The following is a 26440-nucleotide window of genomic DNA, read 5'->3' on the forward strand; positions in this document are numbered from 1 at the left end:
TACGAGCTAACATGTATGAGCAGAAGAAAAAATGGTTATACAAATTAGTATCCAATAGATTCTATGAACTCTACCAAGGGCATAGAGATAAAGTAAGCGCCTTTACGTTAGGAGGTTTTCGTTGCATGACAGCAGTCAGACAAGATGCGTGGAGTCCGGACGATGATTTAATTCTCGCCGAGGTTACACTACGCCATATTCGCGAAGGAAGTACCCAGCTGGCAGCTTTTGAAGAAGTTGGCGAACGAATCGGACGTACATCCGCAGCCTGCGGATTCCGTTGGAACAGCTGTGTTCGCAAAAGGTATGAGGATGCCATTCAAATCGCTAAGCAGCAGCGCCAGAAGCGCAATTATTTGAAAAAACAAACGATTGTCGCTACGCCGCATGTTTCATCAATTGCCGTTTTTGAGACGGATGAACGTGGTTTCAAGCAAGAGAGCGGAACCATTGAAGAAGGTCTGTCGGTTGATGCAGTTATTCGTTTTCTCCGTGGATGGAAGACGACCTATCAGGATCTAACGCGTCAAATTAAATGGTTTGAGAAGGAACTGAAAGAAAAAGAGGATGAGCTGTATCGTTTGCGAGATCAGAATGAGAGATTGTCCAAAGAGGTTAACAACGTTCAAACCGATTACCGCGCCGTGAATGACGATTACAAAACGTTGATCCAAATCATGGATCGCGCGAGAAGGCTCACCGTATTGACGAACGAAGATGAAGCAAAACCTAGATTTAAGATGGATGCTAATGGTAATTTGGAACGTATTGAATAAGTTATAAAATGAACATAAGCGAGACTGGCCTAAACAATGGGCTGGTCTCGCTTTTTTTGCACGGATGCTAAAATGAGTTGCCATATTTTCTGTAAATTTGATACGATATTTGCTAAATAGTATTGAGCAGCGTTGTTCGGAAGGAGTACGGGGTGCAAATTGATGTGGTGGGCGGAGGTTCGCTAGGACTGCTCTATGGGGCGAAGCTTGCAGAGGCAGGCGCGGATGTGACCATTTGGACGCGCAGCAAGGAACAAGCAGCTTTGTTAACCGATCAGGGAACGATGGTTCGTGAGCTCGGTGGAACAAGGGAACACGTCGTCCGAATAAAAGGCGTATGGGGCGGTCATGCTGACCGTGCCGGAATGAGAACCGAGAATAACGGTACTGGATTACGCTGGCTCGTACTTGCCGTTAAGCAAACGGATGTGGACGAGCTGCTTTTAGAATTGCTCGACCAGCTTGCTGCTTGCTCAAATGATGAGCATACACCGATTATCTGTTTACAAAACGGCATTGGTCATCTGGATCGCATTAAGTCCAAGCTTCCTAACAATCCATTGTTTGCCGCGGTCACGACAGAAGGCGCTAAACGACTCGATGCTCGTTCGGTTGAGCATACGGGCAGGGGAGAGCTGTGGCTTGGTGAATGGGCAGGAAATGAGCGCAATCCAGACAATACCCAAGATATCTCGCTAAAAATGTTGGTTTCCACGCTGCAATCGGCAGGATTTGCCACCTTTCTGTCGAATGACATGGAGAATCGAATTTATTATAAACTACTCATAAATGCGATAATAAACCCGTTGACGGCTCTATTCGATGTGGAGAACGGGGAGCTGCCTCTTCATCCATCCCGCAAGAAACTGATGCGAGCATTATATGCGGAATCCGAGTTTATTCTGGAGAGAGCAGGGATGGCCTTACAACAGGACGGTTGGCAGCTAGTTTTAGACGTATGCAGGAACACCAGCCGTAACATATCCTCTATGCTTAGCGATATTCGAGCAGGAAGAGCGACAGAAATAGATGCAATTAATGGTGGCGTTGTCATGTTAGCCGAGAAATTCGGGCTGCAAGCGCCGCTAAATCAAGCCGTAATAGAATTCGTTAAAGCGCTGCATCCGATGCCGAGTATGGGGGAGTGAAGCATAATGGAATGGATATGGGAAAGCATCAAGCATGTATATGCTTATTTGGCTGTTATTCCAATCATACCTTTCGCAATCGTATTATTTGGTTATGGGGCATATATTCAAGATCGAAAAAAAGCGTTCCGGATGGCCATGGACATAACCACCGCGTTATTAATTGGCTGCGTGGCCGTATTATTCGATAAGCTTTTCAACAGCCAATTCGGTATTTACGGTATTTTGTTGTTTATGCTGCTTAGCGGGGGATTGCTCGGTAATGCTCAGTTTCGCAAGAGAGGCAAGATTGACGGCAAAAAGATTTTCAAGACGATTTGGCGGCTTAGCTTTTTTACGATGAGCTTGCTGTACATCGTCTTCATGTGCATCGGAATTGGCAAATTGGTGTTCACCGCTTAACTGAAGAACGACGCGCTAAGCGCCTCTTTTTAATAGAGGCGTTTTTGTTTTGACGGACGGCTTCCCCTTTGTGTACAATTAAAGGGTTAAGTTTTTTTCATATAAAGTCGCTTAGACGACTATAAAGCGGGAGGTTACAGGCTGCGCTATGAGAAAAGAAACGTATTCATTGCCAAGCGCTCAGCCTTTGACAGAGGCTTATATACATCGGACAGATGACCGTATCGATGCCTTGTATGGCTATCATGCGGGAGCGGAAGAGGATTGGGAAAGACGTTATCAACGATTGGAGCAAAGCCGTGATGTACGTGTCGAGGCTGTTGAAATCGCACGCGTGCTGCGCACATATAACGAGGCGGTTACGTCTGCACCGGAAGTGTTTGCATCCATTTCAGCAATAGCGGAAGGAGCTCCTGTCGTCGTCGGAGGACAGCAGGCGGGATTATGGACGGGGCCGTTGCTAGTTATACATAAGGCGGTATCCATTATTGGAGCTGCGAAATCTGCAAGTGAGCAGTTAGGACAAACGGTTGTGCCCGTTTTTTGGATTGCCGGCGAGGATCATGATTGGGATGAAGCCAATCATGCTTATGTGCTTACAGCCGAGCATGAGCTGCGCAAGCTGAATGTGCAGCGCCCGGAAGGAAGCCGTACATCGGTAAGCCGTACGAGCATCGACGCAGAAACATGGGAGCAGCTGCTGCAAGACTTGGAGCAAGCGCTGCCTCCTTCTGAGTTTAAGCCTATTCTGCTCGAGGAATTAAAACAGATGTCTCAAAAGGCAAAGTCTTTATCTGATTTTTTTGCGATGATCATAAGTCATTTATTTGGAAAGCAGGGCTTAGTGCTGCTTGATGCCGACTTTGAGGGCATCCGCCGATTAGAAGCTCCGATGTTCAGAAAGATCATTGCAAAGAATGATGATTTAGAGAAGGCGTATGCCGCTTCTGCCGCCAAGGTCAAGGAGTTCGGTTATGAGCTGCAAGCGGATGTAACGCCAGGCAGCGCAAATCTGTTCCTTTTCAACGCGGCGAGTGAAGGGGATAGGACGCTGCTTCACAAGAAGGATGGCTTATTTCAGGATCGTAAGGGTCAGCTGTCGTTGACACGGGAGAAATTATTATCCATCGCTGATGAAAAGCCGCAGCAGCTTAGCAACAACGTCCTTACTAGACCGTTGATGCAGGATTATTTATTTCCTGTTCTTGCAACCGTGCTGGGTCCCGGCGAGATCGCTTATTGGGCTTTGACCGGAGAAGCTTTCCGGACGCTCGGTATGGAAATGCCGATCATCGTTCCCCGCATGTCTTATTCGTTGATAGAGGGAACGGTAGCTAAGCATATGGGCAAATATGAGCTTACGTTCGAGGATGTGATGGTCCGATTTGAGGAGCGTAAGGGGAATTGGCTGAAAGAGCAGGACGGATTATCGATCGAAGAGCAATTTGCGCAAGCGAGACAGACGTTCGAACAGCTGTACAAACCGCTGCTTGATCTGGCAACATCTGTTCAACCTTCGCTCTCTAAGCTGGGTGACACGAATCTGCAAAAAATCGTGGAGCAAATCAACTATATGTCTTCGAAGACAGTAGATGCTTTCAATAAACAATTTGAAGCTTCCACCCGCCAACTCGACCGAATCCATCTTTCGATTAAACCTCATGGAAAACCGCAGGAGCGCGTGCTGAATATGACGGCATATTGGAATCGGTACAGCTTGAGCTGGCTGGAGAAGCTGCTTGAGGCTCCATACTACCGCACCGGCGGACATGAAATCGTTTATTTATAGAAATCAATAGGAGGTAAATAATATGAGTACTGCAGAAAAAAGCATCGTTGCCGATTTGTCTTTGGCACCCGAAGGACGTTTGAAGATTGATTGGGTAGCAGCACATATGCCGGTATTGAATACGATACGCGCGCAGTTCGAGAAGGAGCAGCCATTTAAAGGCCTAAAAGTAACAATCGCCCTCCACTTGGAAGCGAAAACCGCTTATTTGGCTAAGGTGGTTAAAGCCGGAGGCGCTGAAGTTACGATTACAGGCAGCAACCCGTTGTCCACGCAAGATGATGTGTGCGCTGCGCTAGTTGAAGACGGTATTACGGTGTTCGCAAAATACAATCCAAGTCCAGAGGAGTTTAAGGCGCTCAACGTAAAAGCGCTGGAATGGAAGCCGGATTTGATCATAGACGATGGCGGAGACCTTGCGACGATTCTAAACTCGGAGCATCCTGAATTCGGTGAAAACCTTCGCGGCGGTGCGGAAGAAACAACGACAGGGATCATTAGGCTGAAAGCGATGGAGAAGGATGGTTCGCTGCGGTTCCCAATGGTAGCGGTAAATGACGCTTATTGCAAACATCTTTTTGATAATCGCTACGGCACAGGCCAATCGGTATGGGACGGTATCAACCGTACTACGAACCTGATGGTTGCGGGTAAAACGGTTGTTGTTGTCGGATATGGCTGGTGCGGAAAAGGTGTTGCGATGCGTGCGAAGGGTCTTGGCGCAAACGTCGTCGTAACAGAAATCGATGCAATCAAAGCGGTTGAGGCATACATGGACGGCTTTGCGGTTATGCCGATGATTGAAGCTGCCAAGGTTGGCGAATTTTTCGTTACGGTTACGGGAAATCGTGATGTCATTCGCGGCGAGCACTATGAGGTTATGAAGGATGGAGCTATCATTTCCAATGCCGGACACTTTGACGTGGAGGCGAATAAGCCTGAGCTTGCCGCGTTGTCTTCAAGCGTTCGAACCGTTCGCCGGAATATCGAAGAATATAAGCTGCAGGACGGACGCAGCATTTACTTGCTAGCGGAAGGCCGGTTAGTTAACTTGGCTGCGGGTGATGGACATCCAGCGGAAATTATGGATATGACATTCGCGCTTCAAGCCGTAGCTTTGAAATACGTTAATGAGCAGTACAAAGCAATTGGCAGTAAAGTTGTCAATGTTCCTTACGAACTTGATGAACAGGTCGCGAGATTGAAGCTGCAATCGCTTGGCTTTGGCATCGATAAGCTGACAGATGAGCAGAAGTCGTATTTGGATAGCTGGAAAGAAACGGAATAATAAAGCAGGGAAGCCGCGAGCAATCGCGGCTTCTTTTTTATTTGAATATATAATCATGTAACCTTTTATTCCCATCCATCGTCTGAAGGGTAATAAACAGAAGGGGGTTTTACTATGCTTAGACATAAATACGGGCTGGGTAAAGGTGTTTTCATTCTACTGCTCTTGATTTCTTTGCTTGCGGGCTGCTCGGCTTCAAACGGGAATTCGGCGACTTCGGACGGCAAAATGGCGATAGAATCCGAATCGGCAGCGGCAGGCAATGTTAGTTCTGAGATGAACAACAGTGAAGCCGCAGCGGCAGACTCAGACTCTGCCGCTCCTGTTGAAGGAAGTGGAACGACTGCGACAGCTGGCGGAGGGTTCGCATCGGAGACGGCTGCGGATGGAAATGGTATTAATCAAAAAATTATTTACACAGCTACACTTAGCATGCAGGTTGATGAATTGGAAGCTGCCGGAACCTCGCTGCGCAATGCCATCCATCAGAGCGGAGCTTATATCCTGCAGTTTCAAGACACGAAGCATGAAGGAGAAATTGGCGCGAGCTATACCATTAAAGTGCCAGCTTCCGGATTCATGTCTTTCATAGACCGAATCGAGGAAATCAAACATAATGATTTTGAACGGAATATCGGAGGGAAAGACGTATCGGAAGAATATGTCGATCTCGAATCCCGATTGAAAGCTAGGCAGCTGGTAGAGACAAGGTTGCTATCCATGATGGATAAAGCGGTAAAGGCGGATGATTTGCTGAAATTTTCGCAGCAGCTCTCTGAGGTGCAGGAGGAAATAGAACGTATAAAAGGCCGAATCCGTTATTTGGATAATAATGTAGCCTTCTCGACAGTGGAACTGCGGATGTACCAAACGAATCAAACACTAGAAAATAAAAGCAATGAGTATCCGAAATTAGGCGGACGGATGTCGGATGCTTTAGTAAGCAGCACGAAAGTCGTGTGGGATGCAATTAACTTTTTGCTGGTGGTGCTGGCTGGCGCTGTTCCCGTGCTGGTGCTGCTGGCTATAATCGGAGTTCCTGTTTTGTGGTTTTATCGCAAAGGTAAACGAAAAGATAATAAGAAGGCGAATGCTGATGATAAGGAAGATGATCGCCAGGAGCCAATTCTTTAATTATTAATAATCATTAATACTATGAAATATTTTAGAAAAATCCTGCTCATGGAGCAGGATTTTTATTTTAGGTGGCGAACTATTGTATCTTAGTGGGGAAAAGTGGGGCAAAGTGGTGGATATGGGGGAAGGGGTGGTTCGAAATCATGTTTATGGGTGAATATCAACATAGCATTGATGAGAAAGGCCGCATCATCATACCTTCCAAATTCCGAGATTCGCTTGGCGCCTCGTTTATTGCTACCCGCGGTTTAGACAATTGCTTATTCGTATATCCCATGAGTGAGTGGAGCGTATTGGAGCAAAAGCTAAAATCACTGCCGCTGATGAAATCAGACGCACGGGCATTTACCCGGTTTTTCTTTTCCGGGGCGACCGAATGTGAGCTTGATAAACAGGGAAGGGTAAATATACCTAGCCATCTTCGCGATTATGCAAAGCTGGACAAAGATTGTATGGTGCTCGGCGTATCCAGTCGCGTTGAGATTTGGAGCAAGCAGACATGGGACGGCTATTACGAGCAATCAGAGCAAACCTTTAACGAAATCGCTGAGAAGCTCGTTGATTTCGATTTCAACTTCTAGAATGGACAACAAGAATGGAGGGCTGAGGCGTGTTTCAGCATATTACAGTGCTTTTGGAAGAAGCGGTTGACGGTTTGGCTATTAAGCCGGACGGCATCTACGTCGATTGTACGCTTGGAGGGGCGGGGCATAGCGAGCTTATTGCGTCCCGTTTAGGCGAAGGAGGGCGGTTAATCGCATTCGATCAGGATGACTTGGCGCTGGACAATGCTCGCGTTAGGCTTGCTCCTTATATGGATAAAGTAACGCTGGTCCGAAGCAATTTCCGGGATTTGGAGCAGGAGCTAAGAGGCTGTGACGTTCCAATGCTTGACGGCATTCCGCAGGTCGACGGAATTTTGTTTGATTTAGGAGTTTCCAGTCCGCAGTTAGACGAGGCGGAGCGAGGTTTTAGTTACAATCATGATGCACCGCTCGATATGCGTATGGACCGTGAAAGTGATCTAACGGCTCACGAAATCGTGAATACCTGGGATGAACGCGATATTGCCCGCATTTTGGATCGATACGGCGAAGAAAAGTTCGCTCGTTCAATCGCAAGAAACATCATAAAGGCGCGCGAAAAATCGCCAATCGAGAAAACCGGCGAGCTAGCCGAGTTAATTAAAATATCCATACCTGCTGCAACCAGACGTACAGGCGGCCATCCTGCCAAACGATCCTTCCAAGCCCTTCGCATTGCAGTTAACGATGAGCTTGGCGCAGAGGAAGAAGCACTTGAGCAGACGATTCGTTGTTTGAATTCAGGCGGCAGAGCATCCGTTATCACTTTTCATTCGCTAGAGGATCGTATCTGCAAGCAGATGTTTGCTAAGTTTGTGGAGAAATGCACATGTCCGCCAGATTTTCCATTATGCGTTTGCGGTAATAACGGATCAGTGAAATTGGTAAACCGCAAGCCGATCGTCCCATCCGAGAGAGAGCTGGAGCTTAATCCGCGTGCAAGATCGGCAAAGCTTAGAATAGCAGAAAAATTGTAAGAGGGGGATTTAAATTGGCGTATGTGAATGGCAATCTAGCGCTGCAACCTAAGCGAAAGCAGGACCAGCAACCCGCAATAAAGGAAACGAAACGACTTGTAAAGACGCGCAAATCCTTACCCGTACAAGAAAAGCTGCTTTATATGTTTACAGTATTAATGTGTGTTGTAGTCGCTAGTGTCATTATTTTTCGCTATGCGCAAATCTATGACATGAATTTGGAGATCAAGAAGCTAAACAATAATTATCAGACGATGAATGTCGAAATGGAAGACTTGAAGAAGCAGGTAGAGATGCTTAGCAACCCTGAACGCATTCGCAATTTGGCCGAGAAGCAAGGAATGGTCAGCTCGATAGAAGGCGGAATAACAGTGAACACCGGTGATACCGAGATAAAATCGGCAATGAGTGAATAGGGTGATCAATGATGAAAAAGAGAATTAGAGCACGGACACTGTTGTTTGGAGGGCTAATGACCCTCCTTTTTCTCATTTTAATAAGCAGAATCTATGTTGTTCAAGTAGTAGAAGGCGCGAAATGGTATGATTTAGCGAAAAAGAGATGGTCAACCGAAGAAACGCTCGTAGCTAAACGCGGCTCAATCGCGGATCGTAACGGCAATGTGCTGGCCATGGATACAATTGCCTACAATGTTTCGGTTAACCCACAGGTGATCAACGATGAGGAACTTACAGAGGATATCATTGATGGCTTGCACGACATCCTTGGCATTTCCAAGGAAGAGCTTCGGAAAAGCGTAACGGCTAAGAAGGAAGACGGGAATTTTGTTGTTCATCGGGAGATCCGAAACGGAGGCTGGCAGATCGACAAGACGCTAGCCGATAAAATAAGAAAATTCCGTGAAGAGTTGTCAAAGGAAAAAAAGGTTTATGATGTTGGCATTGATTTGGCGGAAAACCTGAAGCGGTACTATCCGAGAGATTCGTTAGCTTCACAGGTTGTAGGCTATTTGGATAGAGACGGAGTGGCTATGACAGGCATTGAAGCTTCGTTTAATGAGCAATTAAGCGGGGAAAACGGAATTATCAAGTATGAAAAAGACGGAAAACGCGTGCAGTTGGCTGAAGGCGAGGTTGAATATAAGCCTGCGGCGGACGGCCAGAACATTCAATTGACCATTGACAGCGATATTCAGCGTTACGTCGATGAAGCGCTGCAGGAGATTCAAAAGAAATACGCGCCGAAAAGCGCAACGGCCATTGCAGCCGACCCGAATACAATGGAAATTTTGGCAATGGCGAACATTCCTCAATATAATCCGAATGAATATTGGAAAAACAATGCGAACTCCTATAATCATGCGATAAAATCATTGTACGAGCCAGGCTCTACCTTCAAAATCGCAACGCTTGCCGCGGCAGTTGAAGAAGGTGTTTTTAATCCGGATGAAACTTATAAATCAGGCAGAATAAAAATCCCAGGTATTCCTAATCCGATTCGAGATATCAAGCGCGAGGGCTGGGGGACGATCACATTTTTGGAAGGCTTGAAGTATTCCAGTAACGTTGCGTTCGTTAAGCTTGGCTATGAAAGATTAGGCGAAGAGAAGCTGAGAAAATATTATACGGATTTTGGGTTCGGACAAAAAACAGGCATTCAGCTTGGTAATGAGCTGAAGGGCTCGATTCGATTTCAATATCCGAGTGAGATAGCTAATGCAACATTTGGTCAAGGGGTTTCCGTTACGCCGATCCAGCAGGTTGCCGCTGTAGCGGCAGTTGCGAATGGCGGAAAGCTGCTTCAACCGCAAATCGTGAAAAGTATTACTGATCCTAACACAAAGACGACAACGAATATCGAGCCGAAGGTCGTTCGTCAAGTGATTTCGGAAGAAACGTCCCGTAAGGTTGGCGAATATTTGGAGCAGGTCGTTTCGGATCAGGAAAAAGGAACAGGTAAAAACGCCTATATCGAAGGCTACCGCGTAGCTGGTAAAACAGGTACGGCCCAAAAGGTTGACGGCACCAATTATTCGACTACCAAATTCGTAGTATCCTTTATTGGCTATGCGCCGGTGGACAATCCGAAAATCGTTGTTTATATCGTTGTCGATGAACCGAATGACTCTCTTGTAGGGGGAGGTACGGTTGCGGCTCCGGCGTTTAAGCAAATTGTGCTGAAAAGCTTGCGTAAGATGGGGGTTGCGCCTAACTACGCGGCCGATTCGGATAGCGCGGCAAAGGAAGTCACGATGACGATTCCGGATGTTACAGAATTAAAAGTAGCACAGGCCAAGGCGGAGCTAAAAGCAAAAGCGGTTAATTTTGAACTCGTTGGCAACGGCAAAACGGTCCTGCAGCAAATACCGGCCGCGGGCTCGTCCGTACATCCCACGCAGCGAATCTATTTGATTACGGAGCAAAAGGAAAAGCTGGCTATTCCTGATTTGAAGGGCGTTTCGCTTCGGGATGCGCTCGAAATCACATCGCTTATCGGGATTCGGCTTATCCCTGAAGGACAAGGCTTTGTCGTGTCCCAGAAGGAAGAGACCTTAAACAACGTGCGAGTATTACAGGTCGTGCTTGCACCTCCAAATGGAACAGAGGGGCAAGGCGGCACACCGGCTGTTGGTACCGATAATGCAGCGAATGAAACTTCTGATGGAAATGAGTCGGCAGCTGGGGCGGATCTGGAAGCCAATTCCGATTCAAACAGTAGCAGCTCTAACGATTCCGCAGCCGAGTAATGCCTGAAAAATACTAAAAGATTAACATGCGGCAGTCAATGCATAAGCTTGTTCTATCCTCCGCTTGTCCCGAATAGTCTGGGAATGAGCGTCATTGCGCGCTCCTTTCGAAACAGTCAAGCGGAGGGGGAACAAGTTGTGAAGGTATCCAATGTAACGGTTAGACGACGCTTATTTATCGTGCTAATATTGGCTGGGGTTTCATTCCTGGCCTTATGTTTGAGACTTAGCTTTGTACAGCTTTGGCAAGGTGAGGAGCTGGCAGACAAAGCAGAGAATTCATGGCGGCGCGATATTCCGTACGTGGCTAAGAGAGGCGAGATTGTTGATCGCAACGGTATTCAGCTTGCTTATAACATCAGCTCGCCTACCGTATACGCCATCCCGGTTCAAATCAAAGATAAACAAGCTGTTGCATCTGCGCTTGCGCCGCTTCTAGACATGTCTCAGGAATCGCTTTATGACAAAATCAAGACCAAAAAGATGATCGTCAAGCTTGGACCCGGCGGCCGTAAAATTACGATCGACAAGGCAGATCAAATTCGAGAGCTTGGACTTCAGGGAATCGTTGTCGCAGAAGACAACAAACGATTTTATCCCTTTGGCAGCTTGGCGGCACATGTGCTTGGATTTACGGGAATCGACAATCAAGGTTTGACAGGCATTGAAGCCAAATACAATACAGAGCTCAGCGGGATCGGCGGCAGCGTATCATTCCTGTCGGACGCCGCAGGCAGGCAGATGCCCAATTCCTCGGACACATACGTCGAGCCGAAGGACGGGCTAACGATGCAGCTCACCATAGATAAGCAAATTCAGACGGTTATGGAGCGCGAGCTGGACCAAGCGATGACCAAGCTGCAGCCGGACGGCATCATCGCCATTGCGATGGATCCGAATAACGGTGAAATACTAGGCATGGCCAGCCGCCCAACCTATGAACCAGATAAATATCGCGAGGTGCCTACGGAAGTCTACAATCGGAATCTTCCGATTTGGATGACGTACGAGCCTGGTTCTACTTTTAAAATCATTACGCTTGCCGCTGCTTTGGAGGAAAAAAAGGTTGATCTCACGAACGAGCGCTTTTTTGATCCCGGTGCAATCGAGGTTGGCGGAGCCAGACTCCGCTGCTGGAAAAAGGGCGGACACGGCAGCCAGACCTTCTTGGAAGTCGTTGAGAATTCCTGTAACCCTGGCTTTGTAACGCTCGGCCAGCGGCTTGGGAAAGAAAAGCTGTTCGATTATATTAAAAATTTCGGTTTCGGAACGAAAACCGGTATTGATATTGGCGGCGAAGAGAACGGGATCCTCTTTAAGCTAAGTCAGGTTGGACCTGTGGAGCTTGCTACAACCGCGTTCGGACAAGGGGTTTCCGTTACACCAATTCAGCAAATTACAGCCGTCTCCGCTGCGATTAATGGCGGTACGCTTTATAAGCCCCATGTAGCAAAAGCGTGGATAAATCCTGACACGGGAGCTACTGTAGAAACCGTCGAATCTGAGGCAGTAAGAAAGGTCATTTCCAAAGACACCTCCAAGCAGGTCCGAGAAGCGCTGGAGAGCGTGGTAGCGAAAGGAACGGGCCGAAATGCATTTATCGATGGTTATCGCGTAGGCGGCAAAACCGGTACAGCCCAGAAAGTTATTAACGGACGTTACTCACCAAACGAGCATATCGTATCCTTTGTCGGCTTTGCGCCTGCGGATGATCCGCAGATCGTCATTTACGTTGCAGTTGACAATCCACAGGGTATACAGTTCGGGGGAGTCGTAGCTGCGCCGATCGTTCGCAATATGATGGAGGATGCGTTATCGATCCTGGAAATTCCTGCGCGCGAGAAGCAAATCGATCGGATCTATAAATATGGAGAAACGCCGATTGTTACCGTTCCGAATTTAATTGGCAAAACCGTGTCGGACTTGTATGAAGATATGACGATGGATTTTATGCTCACCACAGCGGGTTCTGGTAAAACGGTCATTCGTCAGGCTCCGGCAGCAGGCACGCGCGTAGACCGCGGTTCGACGATTCGCATCTATTTGGGCGAAGAAGATAATATATCCCACTCCCATTGACTATAATGGTACTTAACGAGGGTGCTGCAGGCGGCATGATCTAAATTGTCGGCGCTTTAGGGAGGAGTGGGGCAGATGCGTTTAAAGGAAGTTGCGGAGCTGCTTATAACCGCGCGACTCATTGGAGATGGGGAAACGGAACTGACGGGAATCGAAACCGATTCGCGGAACGTCACCAATGGTCAATTGTTTATCTGCTTGCGGGGACATACCGTTGATGGTCACTTATTCGCATCTCAAGCGGCGGCAGCTGGTGCTGCAGCACTTATTGCGGAACGTGAGCTCGATCTGCCTGTTCCCCAAATCATCGTCAGGGACTGCCGGTTAGCTATGGCTGTTGTTGCTAATTATTATTATAGGTATCCAAGCGATACGGTAAAGCTGATTGGGGTGACGGGTACAAACGGCAAGACGACGACGACGTATTTGATCGAGCAAATTTTGAATGACCAACAGCTGCCGACAGGGGTCATCGGCACAATCGAGCGTCGTTTTGCGGGCCGATCCTATCCGATGACGAGCACAACCCCGCAAACGCTTCAGCTGCAGCGCTATTTAAGCGATATGCGCGACGCGGGCACTGAGTATTGTGCAATCGAAGTTTCATCTCACGCTTTGGAGCAGGGCAGGGTGAAGGGCTGTCGTTTTCGAACGGCAGTCTTTACGAACCTTTCACAGGATCATCTGGATTACCATGAAACGATGAATCGTTATGCAGCGGTAAAAGGTTTGTTTTTTTCCAGGCTTGGCAATGTGTATGCTGCGGAAGAAGCCGCACGATCTTATGCCGTTTTAAACGCGGATGATGCCTTGGCGGCCGAGTACGCGGAGTTAACCGCAGCGGAGGTTGTGACTTACGGAATCGATAAAGAAGCGGATGTACGCGCCTCGAACATAAAAATTACTGCGCAGGGAACTACCTTTCATGTGGAAACGTTTCGAGGTAAAATGGATGTTACCCTGCAAATGGCAGGGAAGTTTAATGTATACAACGCGCTTGCGGCAATAAGTGCCGTGCTTATTGAAGGAGTAGAGCTAGCTGCCATTACAGCAAGCTTAAGCGCAATCCCCGGCGTGCCTGGACGTGTCGAGGCGGTTAATGCCGGCCAAGATTTTGCTGTAATTGTCGATTATGCGCATACGCCGGATGGACTGGAGAATGTATTGCGGGCAATTGAGCAGTTTGCCGAGAATCGGATCATTTGTGTTTTTGGATGCGGGGGAGACCGCGATCGCTCGAAGCGTCCGCTAATGGGAAATATCGCAGTAAAGTACGCCGATTACGCCATCATAACATCTGATAATCCTCGAACGGAACCGCCGGAGCTCATTTTAAAAGATATCGAAATTGGGCTTCAAAACAGCGGCACGGATCCTTCGACTTACGAATTTATAACGGATCGCAGGGGAGCGATTCAAAAAGCGGTTGAAATGGCAAGCCCAGGCGATGTAGTATTGATTGCGGGGAAAGGCCATGAAACCTACCAAGATATGAACGGAATCAAGCATCCGTTCGATGATCGAAAAGTAGCGAAAGAAGCGATAAGGGGAATCATACATTGATTAAACGTACGATCAAGCAAATTGCCGAAATGAGCGGCGCAAAATGGAATGGAAACAATACAGAGCTATTGATAACGGGTGTAACGACTGACTCGCGGCAGGCTGCCGCGGGCCAGTTGTTCATTCCGCTCGTCGGGGAGCAGTTTGACGGGCATGCTTATCTCGAGCAGGCTATTAATAACGGGGCGGTTGCTGCGATCTGGCAGAAGGGACGCGAGGTGCCGGCATCGCTTGAAGGCGTGCCGCTTCTCATTGTTGGGGATACGCTCGTTGCCTTGCAAAGATTAGCAACGGCTTACCGCAGCGAGCTGGTCGTTCGCGTGGTCGGCATTACAGGCAGCAACGGGAAAACGACCACGAAGGATATGACAGCATCGATTCTGGGAACCTCTTATAAAGTCCATAAAACGGAGGGCAATTTAAATAATCATATCGGACTGCCGCTAACTGTGCTTCAACTAGAAGAGGATACAGAGGTTGCGGTTCTTGAGATGGGAATGAGCGGTTTCGGTGAAATTGAGCTGCTCACAAAGATCGCCCAGCCTGACGCGGCAATCATTACGAATATCGGCGATGCCCACTTGCTGCATCTCGGTTCAAGAGCGGGCATTGCAAAGGCAAAGCTCGAAATCGCCCTTGGCTTAAGCGAGGACGGCTTACTGCTTTATAACGGCGATGAGCCGCTTCTGGAAGCTGAGCTTAAGCGGGCCATACTCCCTGCGGGAATTGTGCGTCGTACCTTTGGGTTATCCGCTCAAAATGAGTGGTCAGCCGCTGACATCGTGATCGAAACGGAAGCTGCGACTTTTACCGCGATCTTCAATGGAACGCCGAGTGGGCTTGGGTCCGTTCGTATTCCGGTGCCAGGACAGCATAATGTCAGCAATGCGCTTGCAGCAATCGCGATTGGCCGTTTCTTTGGTGTTCCGTCAGCAAAGATCGCAGAGGGACTAAGCCATCTGAAGCTGACAGGCATGCGCATACAGCCGGTGCGCGCGTTCAATGGCGCGATGATTCTAAACGATGCTTATAACGCAAATCCAACAGCCGTTCGCGCCGCGATTGACCTTGTGGAGCAATTGGAAGGTTATAGCCGGAAATGGATCGTGCTTGGCGATATGCTTGAGCTTGGCCCGGAAGAGCAGACGCTGCATTTTGAGGCGGGGGCTTATATTACGCCAAGCAAGGCGGATATGGTTTTAACGTTCGGACCGTTGGCTGTCCATATCGCTGAAGGTGCGAAATCGCGCATCCCGTCGGCTGCCGCGAATGAAGCCGTGAAACATTTTGGAGACAAAGATGAGCTTGCAGGTTGGCTGCGCAATCATCTGGAGCCAACGGATCTCGTGCTGATAAAAGGTTCTCGAGGCATGCGGATGGAACAGATTGTCCAAGCATTGGAAGTGGGGTGAGGATATGGACATGATGGTCATTTTATTTTCGATTGGCGCCTCATTCCTTCTAGCGGTTTTGCTTGGACCATTGTTCATACCGCTGCTTCGCCGCTTAAAGTTTGGTCAACAAATCCGAACGGAAGGCCCTCAGAGCCATTTGAAAAAAAGCGGAACGCCGACAATGGGCGGCATCATTATTATGTTTGCGCTGATGATTGCTTTTTTGAAGTTCTCTGACAAAACACCTGAATTTTGGGTGCTGCTGACGTCCTCGCTTGGTTTTGGGCTCGTTGGTTTTCTTGATGATTACATCAAAATCGTATTCAAAAGGTCTCTTGGCCTGACGGCGAGGCAAAAGCTGTTCGGTCAGCTTCTGTTCTCCATCATCGTGTGCGCAATGCTCTACAATATGAATCACAGTACCGAAATTACGGTACCTGGTACAGGCTGGGGCTTTGATCTCGGATGGTTCTATTATCCGCTTGTCGTAATCATTATGTTCGCAGCGAGCAATTCCGTTAATTTTACAGATGGGTTGGACGGTCTGTTAGCGGGGACGAGCGCGATTGCGTTTGGCGCTTTCACTGTCGTTGCTTTGCAGACATCTGCGCATGAATCTGCGGTTTTTTCGGCTGCAATGGTCGGCGCTGTATTAGGGTTTCTTGTATTTAACGCCCATCCGGCGAAGGTGTTCATGGGAGATATGGGCTCGCTCGGCATTGGCGGAGGGATAGCGGCAGTTGCTATTTTGACGAAAACAGAGCTGCTGCTCATCATTATCGGCGGTGTTTTCGTACTTGAAATGCTTTCTGTTATTTTGCAGGTGGGCTCTTTCAAGCTGCGTGGCAAGCGTATTTTCAAAATGAGTCCCATCCATCATCACTTCGAGCTGATTGGCTGGTCGGAATGGAAAGTTGTTACAGTATTTTGGCTTGTCGGTTTAGTGCTTGCAGCAATTGGGTTACTATTTGTAATATAATGAATAGAAATGAAACGGAAAGCGGCTTCCAATTAAATTTGGAGCCGCTTCATGTATCCATAGAAGGGACTGTCAGAAATGAACCATCCGGCATCGTATGAAGGCCGCCGAGTAGTTGTTTTAGGCTTGGCTAGAAGCGGAGTAAGCGTAGCAAAGGTATTTCATCAACTAGGCGCGGAAGTCGTTGTTAACGATATGAAGAGTCGTGATTTATGTCCCGAAGCGGATGAATTGACTGCTTTGGGCATTTCTGTGCTATGCGGTTATCATCCTGATGATCTAATTACGGAAGAAACTGCGCTGCTTATAAAAAACCCTGGAATTCCATATACGTCTTCCCCCGTTCAACGTGCAGAGGAGCTCGGCGTTGAAATTATAACAGAGGTTGAAGCGGCCTACTGGCTTTCACCTGCCCCGATCATAGGCATTACGGGCTCGAACGGTAAAACGACGACGACGACCTGGCTTGGCGAGATTTTAAGCGCAGCGGGCTTAAAGCCGATCGTAGCGGGGAATATCGGCCGCCCCCTTTGTGAAGCGGCAGCGGAAGCGACGTCCGATCAGTGGATCGTAGCCGAGCTTAGCAGCTTCCAGTTGAAAGGAACGAGCGCATTCCGTCCTCATATTGCGCTTTTGCTCAACATCGCCGAGACCCACCTCGATTATCACGGCGATATGGATGATTACGTGAATTCAAAAGCCAAGCTGTTTGATAACCAAACCGAAGACGATATTGCCATTATCAATTGGGATGACCCGGAATGCAGGGCGTTATCCGAGTTTTTGGTTGCTGAGGTAATTCCATTCTCCTTATATGAGAAACTAGATTCGGGCATTTATATTGATCCTCCATTTGTGCGTGATGCCGGAATCTCGCAGGCGGGAGACGGGGATGAATCAGCCAATGTTAGGCAAATCGTTTTCAGGCAGGCGGATGGCGTTGAAACGATAATTTTACCCGTATCCGAGCTTGGCATACCAGGCGTCCACAATGCCGCTAACGCGCTTGCGGCTATTGCCGCGAGTATTGCTGCCGGAGTGGCTCTTGAGCAGCTTATAGCGCCACTCAGGGAGTTTAACGCTGTAGAACATCGACTGGAGTTCGTTAGAGAAGTGAACGGGGTTAAATATTACAATGATTCGAAAGCAACGAATACCGTTGCGACAACGATTGCTGTAAAATCTTTTGACCGACCAATCGTCCTCATAGCTGGAGGACTTGACCGAGGCTCCGATTATATGGAACTTGAGCCATTGTTCCGTGACAAGCTGAAGGCGCTTGTTGCATTTGGTCAGACTAGCGAGAAGCTGTCCCGCGTCGCGGAGCTGGCAGGTTTAGCTAAGGTGGAAATCGTCGAACCTAGTGAGGACGCCGAATCAGTCCTCAAGCAAGCGGTGAAACAAGCTGCGGCAATCGCAGAGCCAGGTGATGTCGTGCTATTGTCACCGGCATGCGCAAGCTGGGATATGTTTGCATCGTATGAGCAAAGAGGGCGCATTTTTAAAAATTCGGCGCATACCTTGTAAGTAGGGGGCATGTCCCTACTTTCCCATGCTAAGAGGTGTGTTCGCTATGGCCAAAGCACGATCTGCCCCGGATATTTGGATGCTTTCTGCAATTGGGCTTATTCTCGCAATCGGGCTAATTATGGTTTACAGCGCTAGCGCTGTGCTTGCTTTTCATGAATTTGGCGACCGATTCTATTTTGTGAAGCGTCAGGTATTATTTGCGGGACTAGGTATCGGCGCGTTACTATTTACTATGAACACTCACTATACCGTGTGGAAAAAATGGGCGCCGATGGCTTTGATCGTCTGTTTCGGCCTGCTGCTGCTCGTTTTGATTCCGGGAGTCGGCGTCGTACGCGGCGGCGCGCGCAGCTGGCTCGGCATCAGTTCCTTTGGTATTCAGCCGTCTGAATTTATGAAGTTGGCCATGATTTTGTTTCTGTCAAAATGGCTATCGGATAAGCAGCAAACGATCACGCAGTTCTCTAAAGGGCTAATGCCGCCGCTCGGACTGGTTGGACTAGCCTTTGGCTTGATTATGCTTCAGCCGGATTTGGGTACTGGAGCGGTTATGGTAGGCGCTTCTTTGATACTTATCTTTTCGGCAGGCGCCAGAATGGCCCATTTGGGCGGATTGGCGCTTATCGGTGCCGCAGGCTTCATTGGACTTATTATTGCGGCACCCTATCGTTTGAAACGGATTACAAACTTCCTTGATCCTTGGGCAGACCCGCTTGGCGGGGGATATCAAATCATCCAATCCTTGTATGCGATCGGACCCGGAGGGTTAGTGGGGCTTGGCCTAGGCATGAGCCGTCAGAAATTCAGTTATTTGCCAGAACCGCAAACGGATTTTATTTTCTCAATATTAGCCGAAGAACTTGGTTTTATAGGCGGGATTACTCTAATTCTATTATTTTTAATTGTGGTGTGGCGCGGAATCCGTGCGGCCATCGCTGCCCCGGATACATTCGGAAGCTTGCTCGCAGTGGGCATCACGGGTATCGTGGGCGTTCAGGTTCTTATTAATATCGGGGTTGTTATCGGAATGATGCCCGTTACGGGGATTACCCTGCCTCTTGTTAGCTACGGTGGTTCGTCCCTTACGCTTCTTCTAACAGCGCTGGGTATTTTATTGAACATATCTCGTTATTCGAAGTGAGGGTTGATGCCTGGTTCGCTAAACGGCGGGGAAGGCATAAGCGGCCTTTCCGCATATTATGGGATAGTTGATGGCAACTACATACAGCGGTTGGGCATGCGGATGCCTTGCGAGACAGCAATAATGTTAGAACGAATCTGCATCTTTAAACCAGTGCAATGGGATATATATTTATCAGAGGGCACTCGTCCGGCTACGAAAGGTTTGCACAATGCGAAGCAGCAGGTGCAAATGTTCTAGCCGGATTCTGCTGTTACGATGAAGAATGAAAAGTCGATTAGGTTTTAAATTCAAGCATTTCATACGGCGGGTGTCGCTTCGACGAGCACGCATAGGAATTCCAATATAACCTTACATTGAATAGAACGGGCATTTTCTGCAGAAGTGGTGGAGCTTCGAGTTGTGCCTGAATGGATAAATAGGTATGGGATCAGGAAGCTTGGTCAATACGCCAAATGGCTCTGTATAGGCCACTGTCACACAAGGGCCTACAAGGGCATAAGATACACTATATTCGTGACCGTCGCCCAAATGGAGCGGTTATTGCAGCAGAAGGACCTGGAGGCAGCCGGTTTGGGCTTGTTGACAGGAGTCTCGAATCGTTTTATTCTCATTTTTTACGGTAAGGCATCTGCTAACGTACTGGTTTTGCTTCACAAAACCTAAGCGAATGCTTACGAAGCTGGTTTTGCTTCACAAAACCTAAGCGAACGCTTACGAAGCTGGTTTTGCTTCACAAAACCTTAAGGAGGTTCTACTAATGGAAGCATTTAAAGCGGAATTGGAACAAGCCAATCTTGGCGAAGTTTTGTATAACGAACCGCTCTCGAACTATACAACATGGAAAATCGGCGGCCCCGCTGATATATTAATCCTCCCTCGAAGCAAAGAAGAATTAGTTGCTGCGGTTCAATTGGTGCGGAAGCATCAAATGCCATGGACTAATTTGGGCAGAGGCTCCAACATGCTGGTGAGCGATAAAGGGATTCGAGGTGTTGTGATAAAACCGCACAGAGGGTTAGATTACGTGCGTTTTGAAGGATCGCTAGTCATAGCAGGTGCTTCATATTCATTAATAAAGCTATCAGTCATGGCGGGTAAAGAAGGGCTGACCGGGCTTGAATTTGCAGGGGGAATTCCCGGCACGGTAGGCGGAGCCGTTTATATGAATGCTGGCGCGCATGGTTCGGATGTGTCACGTATTTTTAAATCAGCTGATATTGTACTGGAAACAGGAGAATTGGTTCGCTACGATCGCGAGGATATGAATTTCTCTTACCGACATTCTATTCTTCATGAGCAAAAAGGCGTCGTCGTTGAGGCAACCTTCGAGCTGTCTGAAGGAGATAAGAAGGAAGTTCTCGCTATGATGGCCTCTTACAAAGAGAGAAGATTGAGAACCCAGCCGCTGCAGCTCGCATGCGCAGGGAGCGTGTTTCGCAATCCGCCCAATGATTTTGCAGCTAGGCTTATTCAAGAGGCTGGATTAAAGGGTGAAAGCCTCGGAGGAGCGCAAGTATCGGAGCAGCACGCCAATTTTATTGTAAACACCGGGCAAGCAACAGCTGAAGACGTTCTCGCCCTCATGACTCATATTCAAAGCACGGTTCAGGAACGCTACGGCATCCTGTTAGTGCCAGAAGTATTGGTGGTGGGTGAGCGGTAATTCGGAGGTGATACATTGGACAAATTGGTGATTGAAGGCGGGAAACCTCTCTCAGGAACCATAGTTATCCAAGGAGCGAAAAATGCCGCTTTGCCGATTCTGGCTGCCAGTTTATTGGCTGAAGGCACAACAACTTTAGATCATGTGCCAGATTTGCTAGATATCGACGTCATGCTGAACATTTTGCGCGAATTAGGATGCCGGGCCGAGCATTCGGGAGGAACCGTAGTACTGGATACTGTAACCGCACATACGTCCCACGTGCCGGAATCGTTAATGAGACAGATGCGTTCTTCTATTTTTTTAATGGGACCCTTGCTTGCTAGGTTTGGTGAAACCCAGGTCTATCAGCCTGGCGGATGTGCAATTGGGGAACGGAAGATTGATCTACATTTAGAAGGTCTGCAGGCTCTTGGTGCAGAAATAGAAGAGTTTGGCAATCGTATTGTATGCCGTGCCGATAAACTGCGGGGAGCTGACATTCATTTAAGCTTTCCAAGCGTCGGGGCAACGGAAAATATAATGATGGCGGCTGCTTTAGCGGAAGGTCGGACAACGATCAGCAATGCCGCAAGAGAGCCGGAAATCCAAGATTTACAAGGATTCCTAAACGCAATGGGCGCGAAAATAATGGGCGCCGGAACCGACACGATAACGATAGATGGGGTACAGTCGCTAACACCATGTCGTTATAAGGTTATTCCGGACCGAATAGTTGCTGGAACAATTATGGTTGCTGCCGCAGCGACACGCGGTCAGGTAACGCTCCAGAACACGCAGCCCGCGCATTTATCTTCATTGATCCATGTTCTTCGTCGTGCAGGTGTTCAAATAGTTGTCGACGGTGATATAATTAAAGTTGGCAGTGCAACCAGACCCAGAGCGGTTGAAAGAATCGTAACCTCTCCGTACCCGGCTTTTCCTACTGATTTGCAGTCTCAGGTAATGGTGCTGCTTACGCTTGCGGATGGTGTGAGCGTATTGAAAGAAACGATTTTTGAAGGCAGATTGAAGCATGTGGATGAATTGTCACGTATGGGTGCCGACATTCGGGTAGATATGAATGCTGCATTCATTCGCGGGGTGCCTAGACTATACGGCGCAACGGTTGAAGCAACCGACCTTCGAGCGGGCGCTGCCCTTGTCATTGCCGGCTTAGCGGCGCAAGGAAAGACGGTCGTGGAACAAATTCACCATATCGATCGAGGCTATGAGAAAATCGAAACGATGCTCTCTCGACTGGGTGCGCGAATATCGCGTTATTCGCCAGTGCCTAATAACTAATACTATGCGCATGAGCTGCAAGATAGAAACAGCCGGACCCTTTGATGCTGAGCGATGGTGAAGCGAAGAGGTTAGCCGGATGTTTTTTGGGGAAAGAAGGGACAAGTTATGAGCGCGCAGATGCCTGTACTGAAGGAACCGAGTAAAAAACGAATGGGCAGCAGGAAGCTGCTGTATATTCTCATTTTATTATTTCTGGCTCTTTTAGCGGTGCTGTTTTTTAATTCCTCGATTAGCAAAATATCAGAAATACAAATTGAAGGTACAAGATTTGTGTCGAAAGAGGATATAAGCAAGACTTCTGCTATATTGGTCGGCGATGCTTTCTTCCGTACATCATCCTCTACAATAGAAGAAAGAATTCTTACACTGCCGCAAATCAGTGAAGTCAAGGTTACGAAGTTGTTTCCTGGACTTTTGAAGATCTCAATCGAGGAGTTCCCAGTCGTTGCTTTTGAGCTGTCAAAGCAGGGTGAATTGACAGCATTACTGTCTAATGGAACCAGCGTGGAAGCTGATAACGATGAAATGCAGCTAGTGGACAAGCCGGTGCTGTCAGGCTGGACCGAAGGAGACCCAATAAAAGCCGAATTGACGAAGCAATTGGGGAAAATTTCAGCAAAGCAGTTATCCGATCTATCCGAAATATTGCCGTTTCCTTCTTCTGCTTATCCAGACCGGGTTGTGATGTATACGCGTACTAAATTTGAAGTGGTCACAGCTGTTTCTGTACTGCCTGAAAAAATCGAAGCATTGAATGCCGTAATTGAGACGCAGGAGCCAGGTAAGATTACGATGCTGCTTGCGGATACTTATGTTCCTTTTCAAAGTGAAAGTCTGGAAAATATGGACTCCGAGCAAAAAGAGACTACTCAATAGCTTGAAAGAATGGTAGAATTTTATTTATCGCATTTATACTCGATGAGGCTGGATAACATTAGGACATATAGAGTGAAGCAAGGGGCGGAACTCGACACAAAGCGAAAAAACAATGAAAACTTTGTTGAAAAAAGAGGGAAAATATTAAAGGCGTTGAATAAGTAAAAAGACCTTAAACTTGTGCAATAATAAATATTTATTTGAAACGGAGGTGCCGCAGGATGAGCAGTAACGACATCATCGTCAGTTTGGACATCGGTACATCCAAAGTTCGTGCTATTATTGGTGAAGTGAATAATGGAGCCATTAATATTATTGGAGTTGGATCAGCCGACTCAGAGGGTATTCGCAAAGGAGCAATAGTAGATATTGACCAGACTGTGCAATCGATTCGCAATGCAATTGAGCATGCGGAGCGCATGGTAGGCATTCAAATATCAGACGTTTATGTTGGTATTCAGGGCAATCATATTGCGCTGCAAACCAATCGTGGCGTCGTTGCAGTATCCAACGAGGATCGTGAAATCGGTGAAGAAGATATTGAACGAGTATTGCAAGCAGCAAAAGTAGTCGCGCTTCCACCAGAACGTGAAATTATTAATTTGGTACCTAAGCAGTATTTAGTTGACGGTTTAGAAGGAATTTCTGATCCGCGCGGTATGATTGGCGTACGTCTAGAAGTTGAAGCGACGATCGTAACGGGAACGAAGACTGCCATACATAACCTTATGCGTTGTGTAGAGAAAGCGGGACTTCGTATTTCTGGCGTGATTTTGTTATCATTAGCTTCTGGCGTTGTTTCATTGACTAAGGATGAGAAATCTATGGGTACCGTACTTACAGACATCGGAGCAGGCTCCTGCACAATTGCTATTTATGATCAAGGCGGACTAGCGGCTACATCTACACTTCCAATTGGCGGTGAATATGTAACGAATGATGTTGCTTATGGCTTGCGCACACAAAGTGATCAAGCGGAGAAAATTAAATTAAAATACGGATGCGCTAATGTTCTTGATGCAGCCGAAGATGTGAAGTTTAAAGTAGTGCGGATGGGCAGCAATGTGGAGAAAGAGTTTTCACAGGTTGATCTTGCCAGCATTATTGAACCTCGTATGCAAGAAATCTTCCATCTCATTCGACAAGAGGTGAGAAGACTCGGATATGGGGAAAAGGTTAACGGCTATGTCTTGACAGGCGGCACGGTATCGATGCCAGGAACACTAGCTTTGGCCCAGACAGAGCTTGAGTCTTCCGTTAGAATCGCACTTCCGGATTATATCGGTGTAAGAGACCCTGCATACAGCAGCGGTGTTGGCATGATTCAATATGTGTCGAAATATATGGGAGCTCGTGGAACTGGAGCAGTGAAGAAAACGGCAGGCCGCAAAGCAAGTCCAGCACCTTCAACTAAACCCGGTATGTTCGAGCGGATCAAAAGCATGTTTAATGAGTTTATTTGAAAATATAAGATAATATAAGTTTCACCTCTATACGATGCTTATATTTTACCGCGAAACGTTGCTGTACCGTATCGTAGGATGCTATCAGCAGTTTACGCTTGACTGGGGGAAAATGAAAGATGTTGGAATTCGACTTTGAGCTTGAGCAGCTTGCTCAAATAAAAGTAATAGGTGTTGGCGGTGGCGGCAGTAATGCTGTAAACCGTATGATAGAGAATGGTGTTAAAGGCGTAGAGTTTATTACGGTGAACACGGATGCACAAGCATTGCATCTGGCAAAATCTGAGCATAAACTGCAAATCGGCGATAAGCTGACACGCGGTCTTGGTGCAGGAGCTAATCCGGATGTAGGCAGCAAGGCAGCCGAGGAATCCCGCGAAATCATTATGAATCAGCTTAAAGGTTCGGACATGGTTTTCGTTACAGCGGGCATGGGTGGCGGAACAGGTACAGGAGCAGCTCCAGTTATTGCTGAAATTGCACGCGAATGCGGTGCTTTGACAGTCGGCGTTGTTACTAGACCATTTACTTTTGAAGGTCGCAAGCGCTCTGGACAAGCCGAGCTTGGTATCGAAGCGCTAAAAGAAAAAGTAGATACGCTAATCGTTATTCCTAATGACCGTTTGCTCGAAATCGTAGACAAGAAAACGCCAATGCTGGAAGCATTCCGTGAAGCGGATAATGTACTTCGTCAAGCGGTACAAGGCATATCTGATCTCATTGCAGTACCTGGTTTGATCAACCTTGACTTTGCAGACGTGAAAACGATCATGACTGAACGCGGATCCGCGCTTATGGGTATCGGTATCGCTACAGGCGAGAACCGTGCTGCTGAAGCGGCAAGAAAAGCAATCATGAGTCCGTTGCTTGAAACTTCAATTGATGGCGCACGCGGCGTAATTATGAACATCACTGGCGGCAGCAACCTATCGTTGTATGAAGTCAATGAAGCCGCCGAAATCGTTATTTCTGCTTCGGATCCTGATGTAAATATGATTTTTGGTGCAATTATCGATGAAGATCTGAAGGACGAAATTAAAGTTACCGTTATTGCTACGGGCTTTGAGCATAAGTCGGCAGCTGCTCGTCGCATACCTCAACAACAGCCGGAATCGGTTGATACGAGACAAACGGGAAGCACTAATGCCGTTAAGCCATTCGGGGCTAGCAATACATCAAGCGACCAGCTTGAAATACCTGCATTCCTTCGCAATCGTCCACGCGGCGATCGCTAAAGTAAACTCAATCCGCCTCACCAGCCTTTGGTGTGGCGGATTTTTTGTTTTGATGCGTGTTAATAACACAGACTTACTTACAGAGCGAATATGGCGTATTGGAGCGCTCAAAAAGACGCATTAAGCAAGCATATGTGCTTAGAGTGCTTAGAGGGAAGAAGTAATCTATAAAAGTTGTCTATAAGCACACAGGCGAGCATAAAGAGGGAAAACGCGTGTCCGACTGCTAGAAAGGATGCTGTAAGAATAATGTGGAGCAGCAATTACTAAATAAAAAAACTATATAAGTTGAATTAAAGAACTCAAACTTCGCAGAGCGAAAATAAGCTTAAACCCTTGATATATCACGCTGCTCGAAGATAATTATTCATCTCTTGCAAAATAGAAAACACCACTTCAGTTTGGTATAGTGATTGTGT

21 protein-coding genes are annotated in these 26440 nt (G+C 47.6%); all 21 read left to right on the forward strand.

The genetic code is table 11. From position 1 onward, the window contains the following. Positions 1 to 125: 125 nt before the first annotated feature. The 21 genes from RCO25_RS20460 (at position 126) to ftsZ (ending at position 26021) form a co-directional block, all read left to right on the forward strand. A complete protein-coding gene (locus RCO25_RS20460; RefSeq protein ID WP_308997979.1) occupies positions 126 to 776 on the forward strand; it encodes an RsfA family transcriptional regulator in 651 nt (216 codons plus the stop codon). 152 nt (positions 777 to 928) lie between these two features. Next, positions 929 to 1924 carry a ketopantoate reductase family protein gene (locus tag RCO25_RS20465; RefSeq protein ID WP_308997980.1) on the forward strand — a complete coding sequence of 332 codons (996 nt, stop codon included), beginning with the start codon at positions 929 to 931 and terminating at the stop codon, positions 1922 to 1924. A gap of 6 nt (positions 1925 to 1930) precedes the next feature. After that, on the forward strand, positions 1931 to 2326 hold the full coding sequence (locus tag RCO25_RS20470; protein ID WP_308997981.1) for a DUF3397 domain-containing protein: 396 nt from the start codon (positions 1931 to 1933) through the stop codon (positions 2324 to 2326). Positions 2327 to 2474: 148 nt separating this feature from the next. Then, positions 2475 to 4115: a bacillithiol biosynthesis cysteine-adding enzyme BshC gene (bshC, locus tag RCO25_RS20475; protein WP_308997982.1), complete on the forward strand. Its 1641-nt coding sequence runs from the start codon at positions 2475 to 2477 to the stop codon at positions 4113 to 4115. A gap of 22 nt (positions 4116 to 4137) precedes the next feature. Then, positions 4138 to 5403, forward strand: a complete 1266-nt coding sequence (locus RCO25_RS20480; RefSeq protein ID WP_308997983.1) for an adenosylhomocysteinase — start codon at positions 4138 to 4140, stop codon at positions 5401 to 5403. A gap of 114 nt (positions 5404 to 5517) precedes the next feature. Further along, entirely contained in the window at positions 5518 to 6537 is a 1020-nt protein-coding gene (locus tag RCO25_RS20485; protein WP_308997984.1) for a DUF4349 domain-containing protein, read from the forward strand. A 146-nt stretch (positions 6538 to 6683) separates the two neighbouring features. Continuing rightward, positions 6684 to 7121, forward strand: coding sequence for a division/cell wall cluster transcriptional repressor MraZ (gene mraZ, locus RCO25_RS20490; RefSeq protein WP_308997985.1), 438 nt, complete (start codon positions 6684 to 6686; stop codon positions 7119 to 7121). Between the two features lie 29 nt (positions 7122 to 7150). Then, entirely contained in the window at positions 7151 to 8101 is a 951-nt protein-coding gene (rsmH, locus tag RCO25_RS20495; protein WP_308997986.1) for a 16S rRNA (cytosine(1402)-N(4))-methyltransferase RsmH, read from the forward strand. 23 nt (positions 8102 to 8124) lie between these two features. After that, complete coding sequence (gene ftsL / locus RCO25_RS20500; RefSeq protein WP_308998001.1) at positions 8125 to 8517, forward strand: cell division protein FtsL; 393 nt, start codon at positions 8125 to 8127, stop codon at positions 8515 to 8517. Positions 8518 to 8573: 56 nt separating this feature from the next. After that, a complete protein-coding gene (locus RCO25_RS20505) occupies positions 8574 to 10808 on the forward strand; it encodes a penicillin-binding transpeptidase domain-containing protein (protein WP_308997987.1) in 2235 nt (744 codons plus the stop codon). Positions 10809 to 10946: 138 nt separating this feature from the next. Continuing rightward, on the forward strand, positions 10947 to 12887 hold the full coding sequence (locus tag RCO25_RS20510; RefSeq protein WP_308997988.1) for a stage V sporulation protein D: 1941 nt from the start codon (positions 10947 to 10949) through the stop codon (positions 12885 to 12887). Positions 12888 to 12962: 75 nt separating this feature from the next. Further along, positions 12963 to 14450, forward strand: coding sequence for a UDP-N-acetylmuramoyl-L-alanyl-D-glutamate--2,6-diaminopimelate ligase (locus tag RCO25_RS20515; RefSeq protein ID WP_308997989.1), 1488 nt, complete (start codon positions 12963 to 12965; stop codon positions 14448 to 14450). Beyond that, positions 14447 to 15862 (forward strand): UDP-N-acetylmuramoyl-tripeptide--D-alanyl-D-alanine ligase, encoded by a 1416-nt coding sequence (locus RCO25_RS20520; protein ID WP_308997990.1) that lies wholly within the window; start codon positions 14447 to 14449, stop codon positions 15860 to 15862. The genes RCO25_RS20515 and RCO25_RS20520 overlap by 4 nt, the downstream gene beginning before the upstream one ends. Positions 15863 to 15866: 4 nt before the next feature. Further along, entirely contained in the window at positions 15867 to 16823 is a 957-nt protein-coding gene (gene mraY, locus RCO25_RS20525) for a phospho-N-acetylmuramoyl-pentapeptide-transferase (RefSeq protein WP_308998002.1), read from the forward strand. A 78-nt stretch (positions 16824 to 16901) separates the two neighbouring features. Further along, positions 16902 to 18350, forward strand: coding sequence for a UDP-N-acetylmuramoyl-L-alanine--D-glutamate ligase (murD, locus tag RCO25_RS20530; RefSeq protein WP_308997991.1), 1449 nt, complete (start codon positions 16902 to 16904; stop codon positions 18348 to 18350). A 46-nt stretch (positions 18351 to 18396) separates the two neighbouring features. Then, positions 18397 to 19494, forward strand: a complete 1098-nt coding sequence (spoVE, locus tag RCO25_RS20535; RefSeq protein WP_308997992.1) for a stage V sporulation protein E — start codon at positions 18397 to 18399, stop codon at positions 19492 to 19494. A gap of 760 nt (positions 19495 to 20254) precedes the next feature. After that, a complete protein-coding gene (murB, locus tag RCO25_RS20540) occupies positions 20255 to 21160 on the forward strand; it encodes a UDP-N-acetylmuramate dehydrogenase (protein ID WP_308997993.1) in 906 nt (301 codons plus the stop codon). Between the two features lie 15 nt (positions 21161 to 21175). Next, complete coding sequence (gene murA / locus RCO25_RS20545; protein WP_308997994.1) at positions 21176 to 22444, forward strand: UDP-N-acetylglucosamine 1-carboxyvinyltransferase; 1269 nt, start codon at positions 21176 to 21178, stop codon at positions 22442 to 22444. Between the two features lie 108 nt (positions 22445 to 22552). After that, positions 22553 to 23323, forward strand: coding sequence for a cell division protein FtsQ/DivIB (locus RCO25_RS20550; protein ID WP_308997995.1), 771 nt, complete (start codon positions 22553 to 22555; stop codon positions 23321 to 23323). A 221-nt stretch (positions 23324 to 23544) separates the two neighbouring features. Continuing rightward, entirely contained in the window at positions 23545 to 24786 is a 1242-nt protein-coding gene (gene ftsA / locus RCO25_RS20555) for a cell division protein FtsA (protein ID WP_308997996.1), read from the forward strand. Positions 24787 to 24905: 119 nt separating this feature from the next. Beyond that, positions 24906 to 26021 carry a cell division protein FtsZ gene (gene ftsZ, locus RCO25_RS20560; protein ID WP_308997997.1) on the forward strand — a complete coding sequence of 372 codons (1116 nt, stop codon included), beginning with the start codon at positions 24906 to 24908 and terminating at the stop codon, positions 26019 to 26021. The last annotated feature ends 419 nt before the right edge of the window (positions 26022 to 26440 follow it).

Source organism: Paenibacillus sp. LHD-38, from assembly GCF_031157315.1.
Classification (GTDB): Bacteria; Bacillota; Bacilli; order Paenibacillales; family Paenibacillaceae; genus Pristimantibacillus.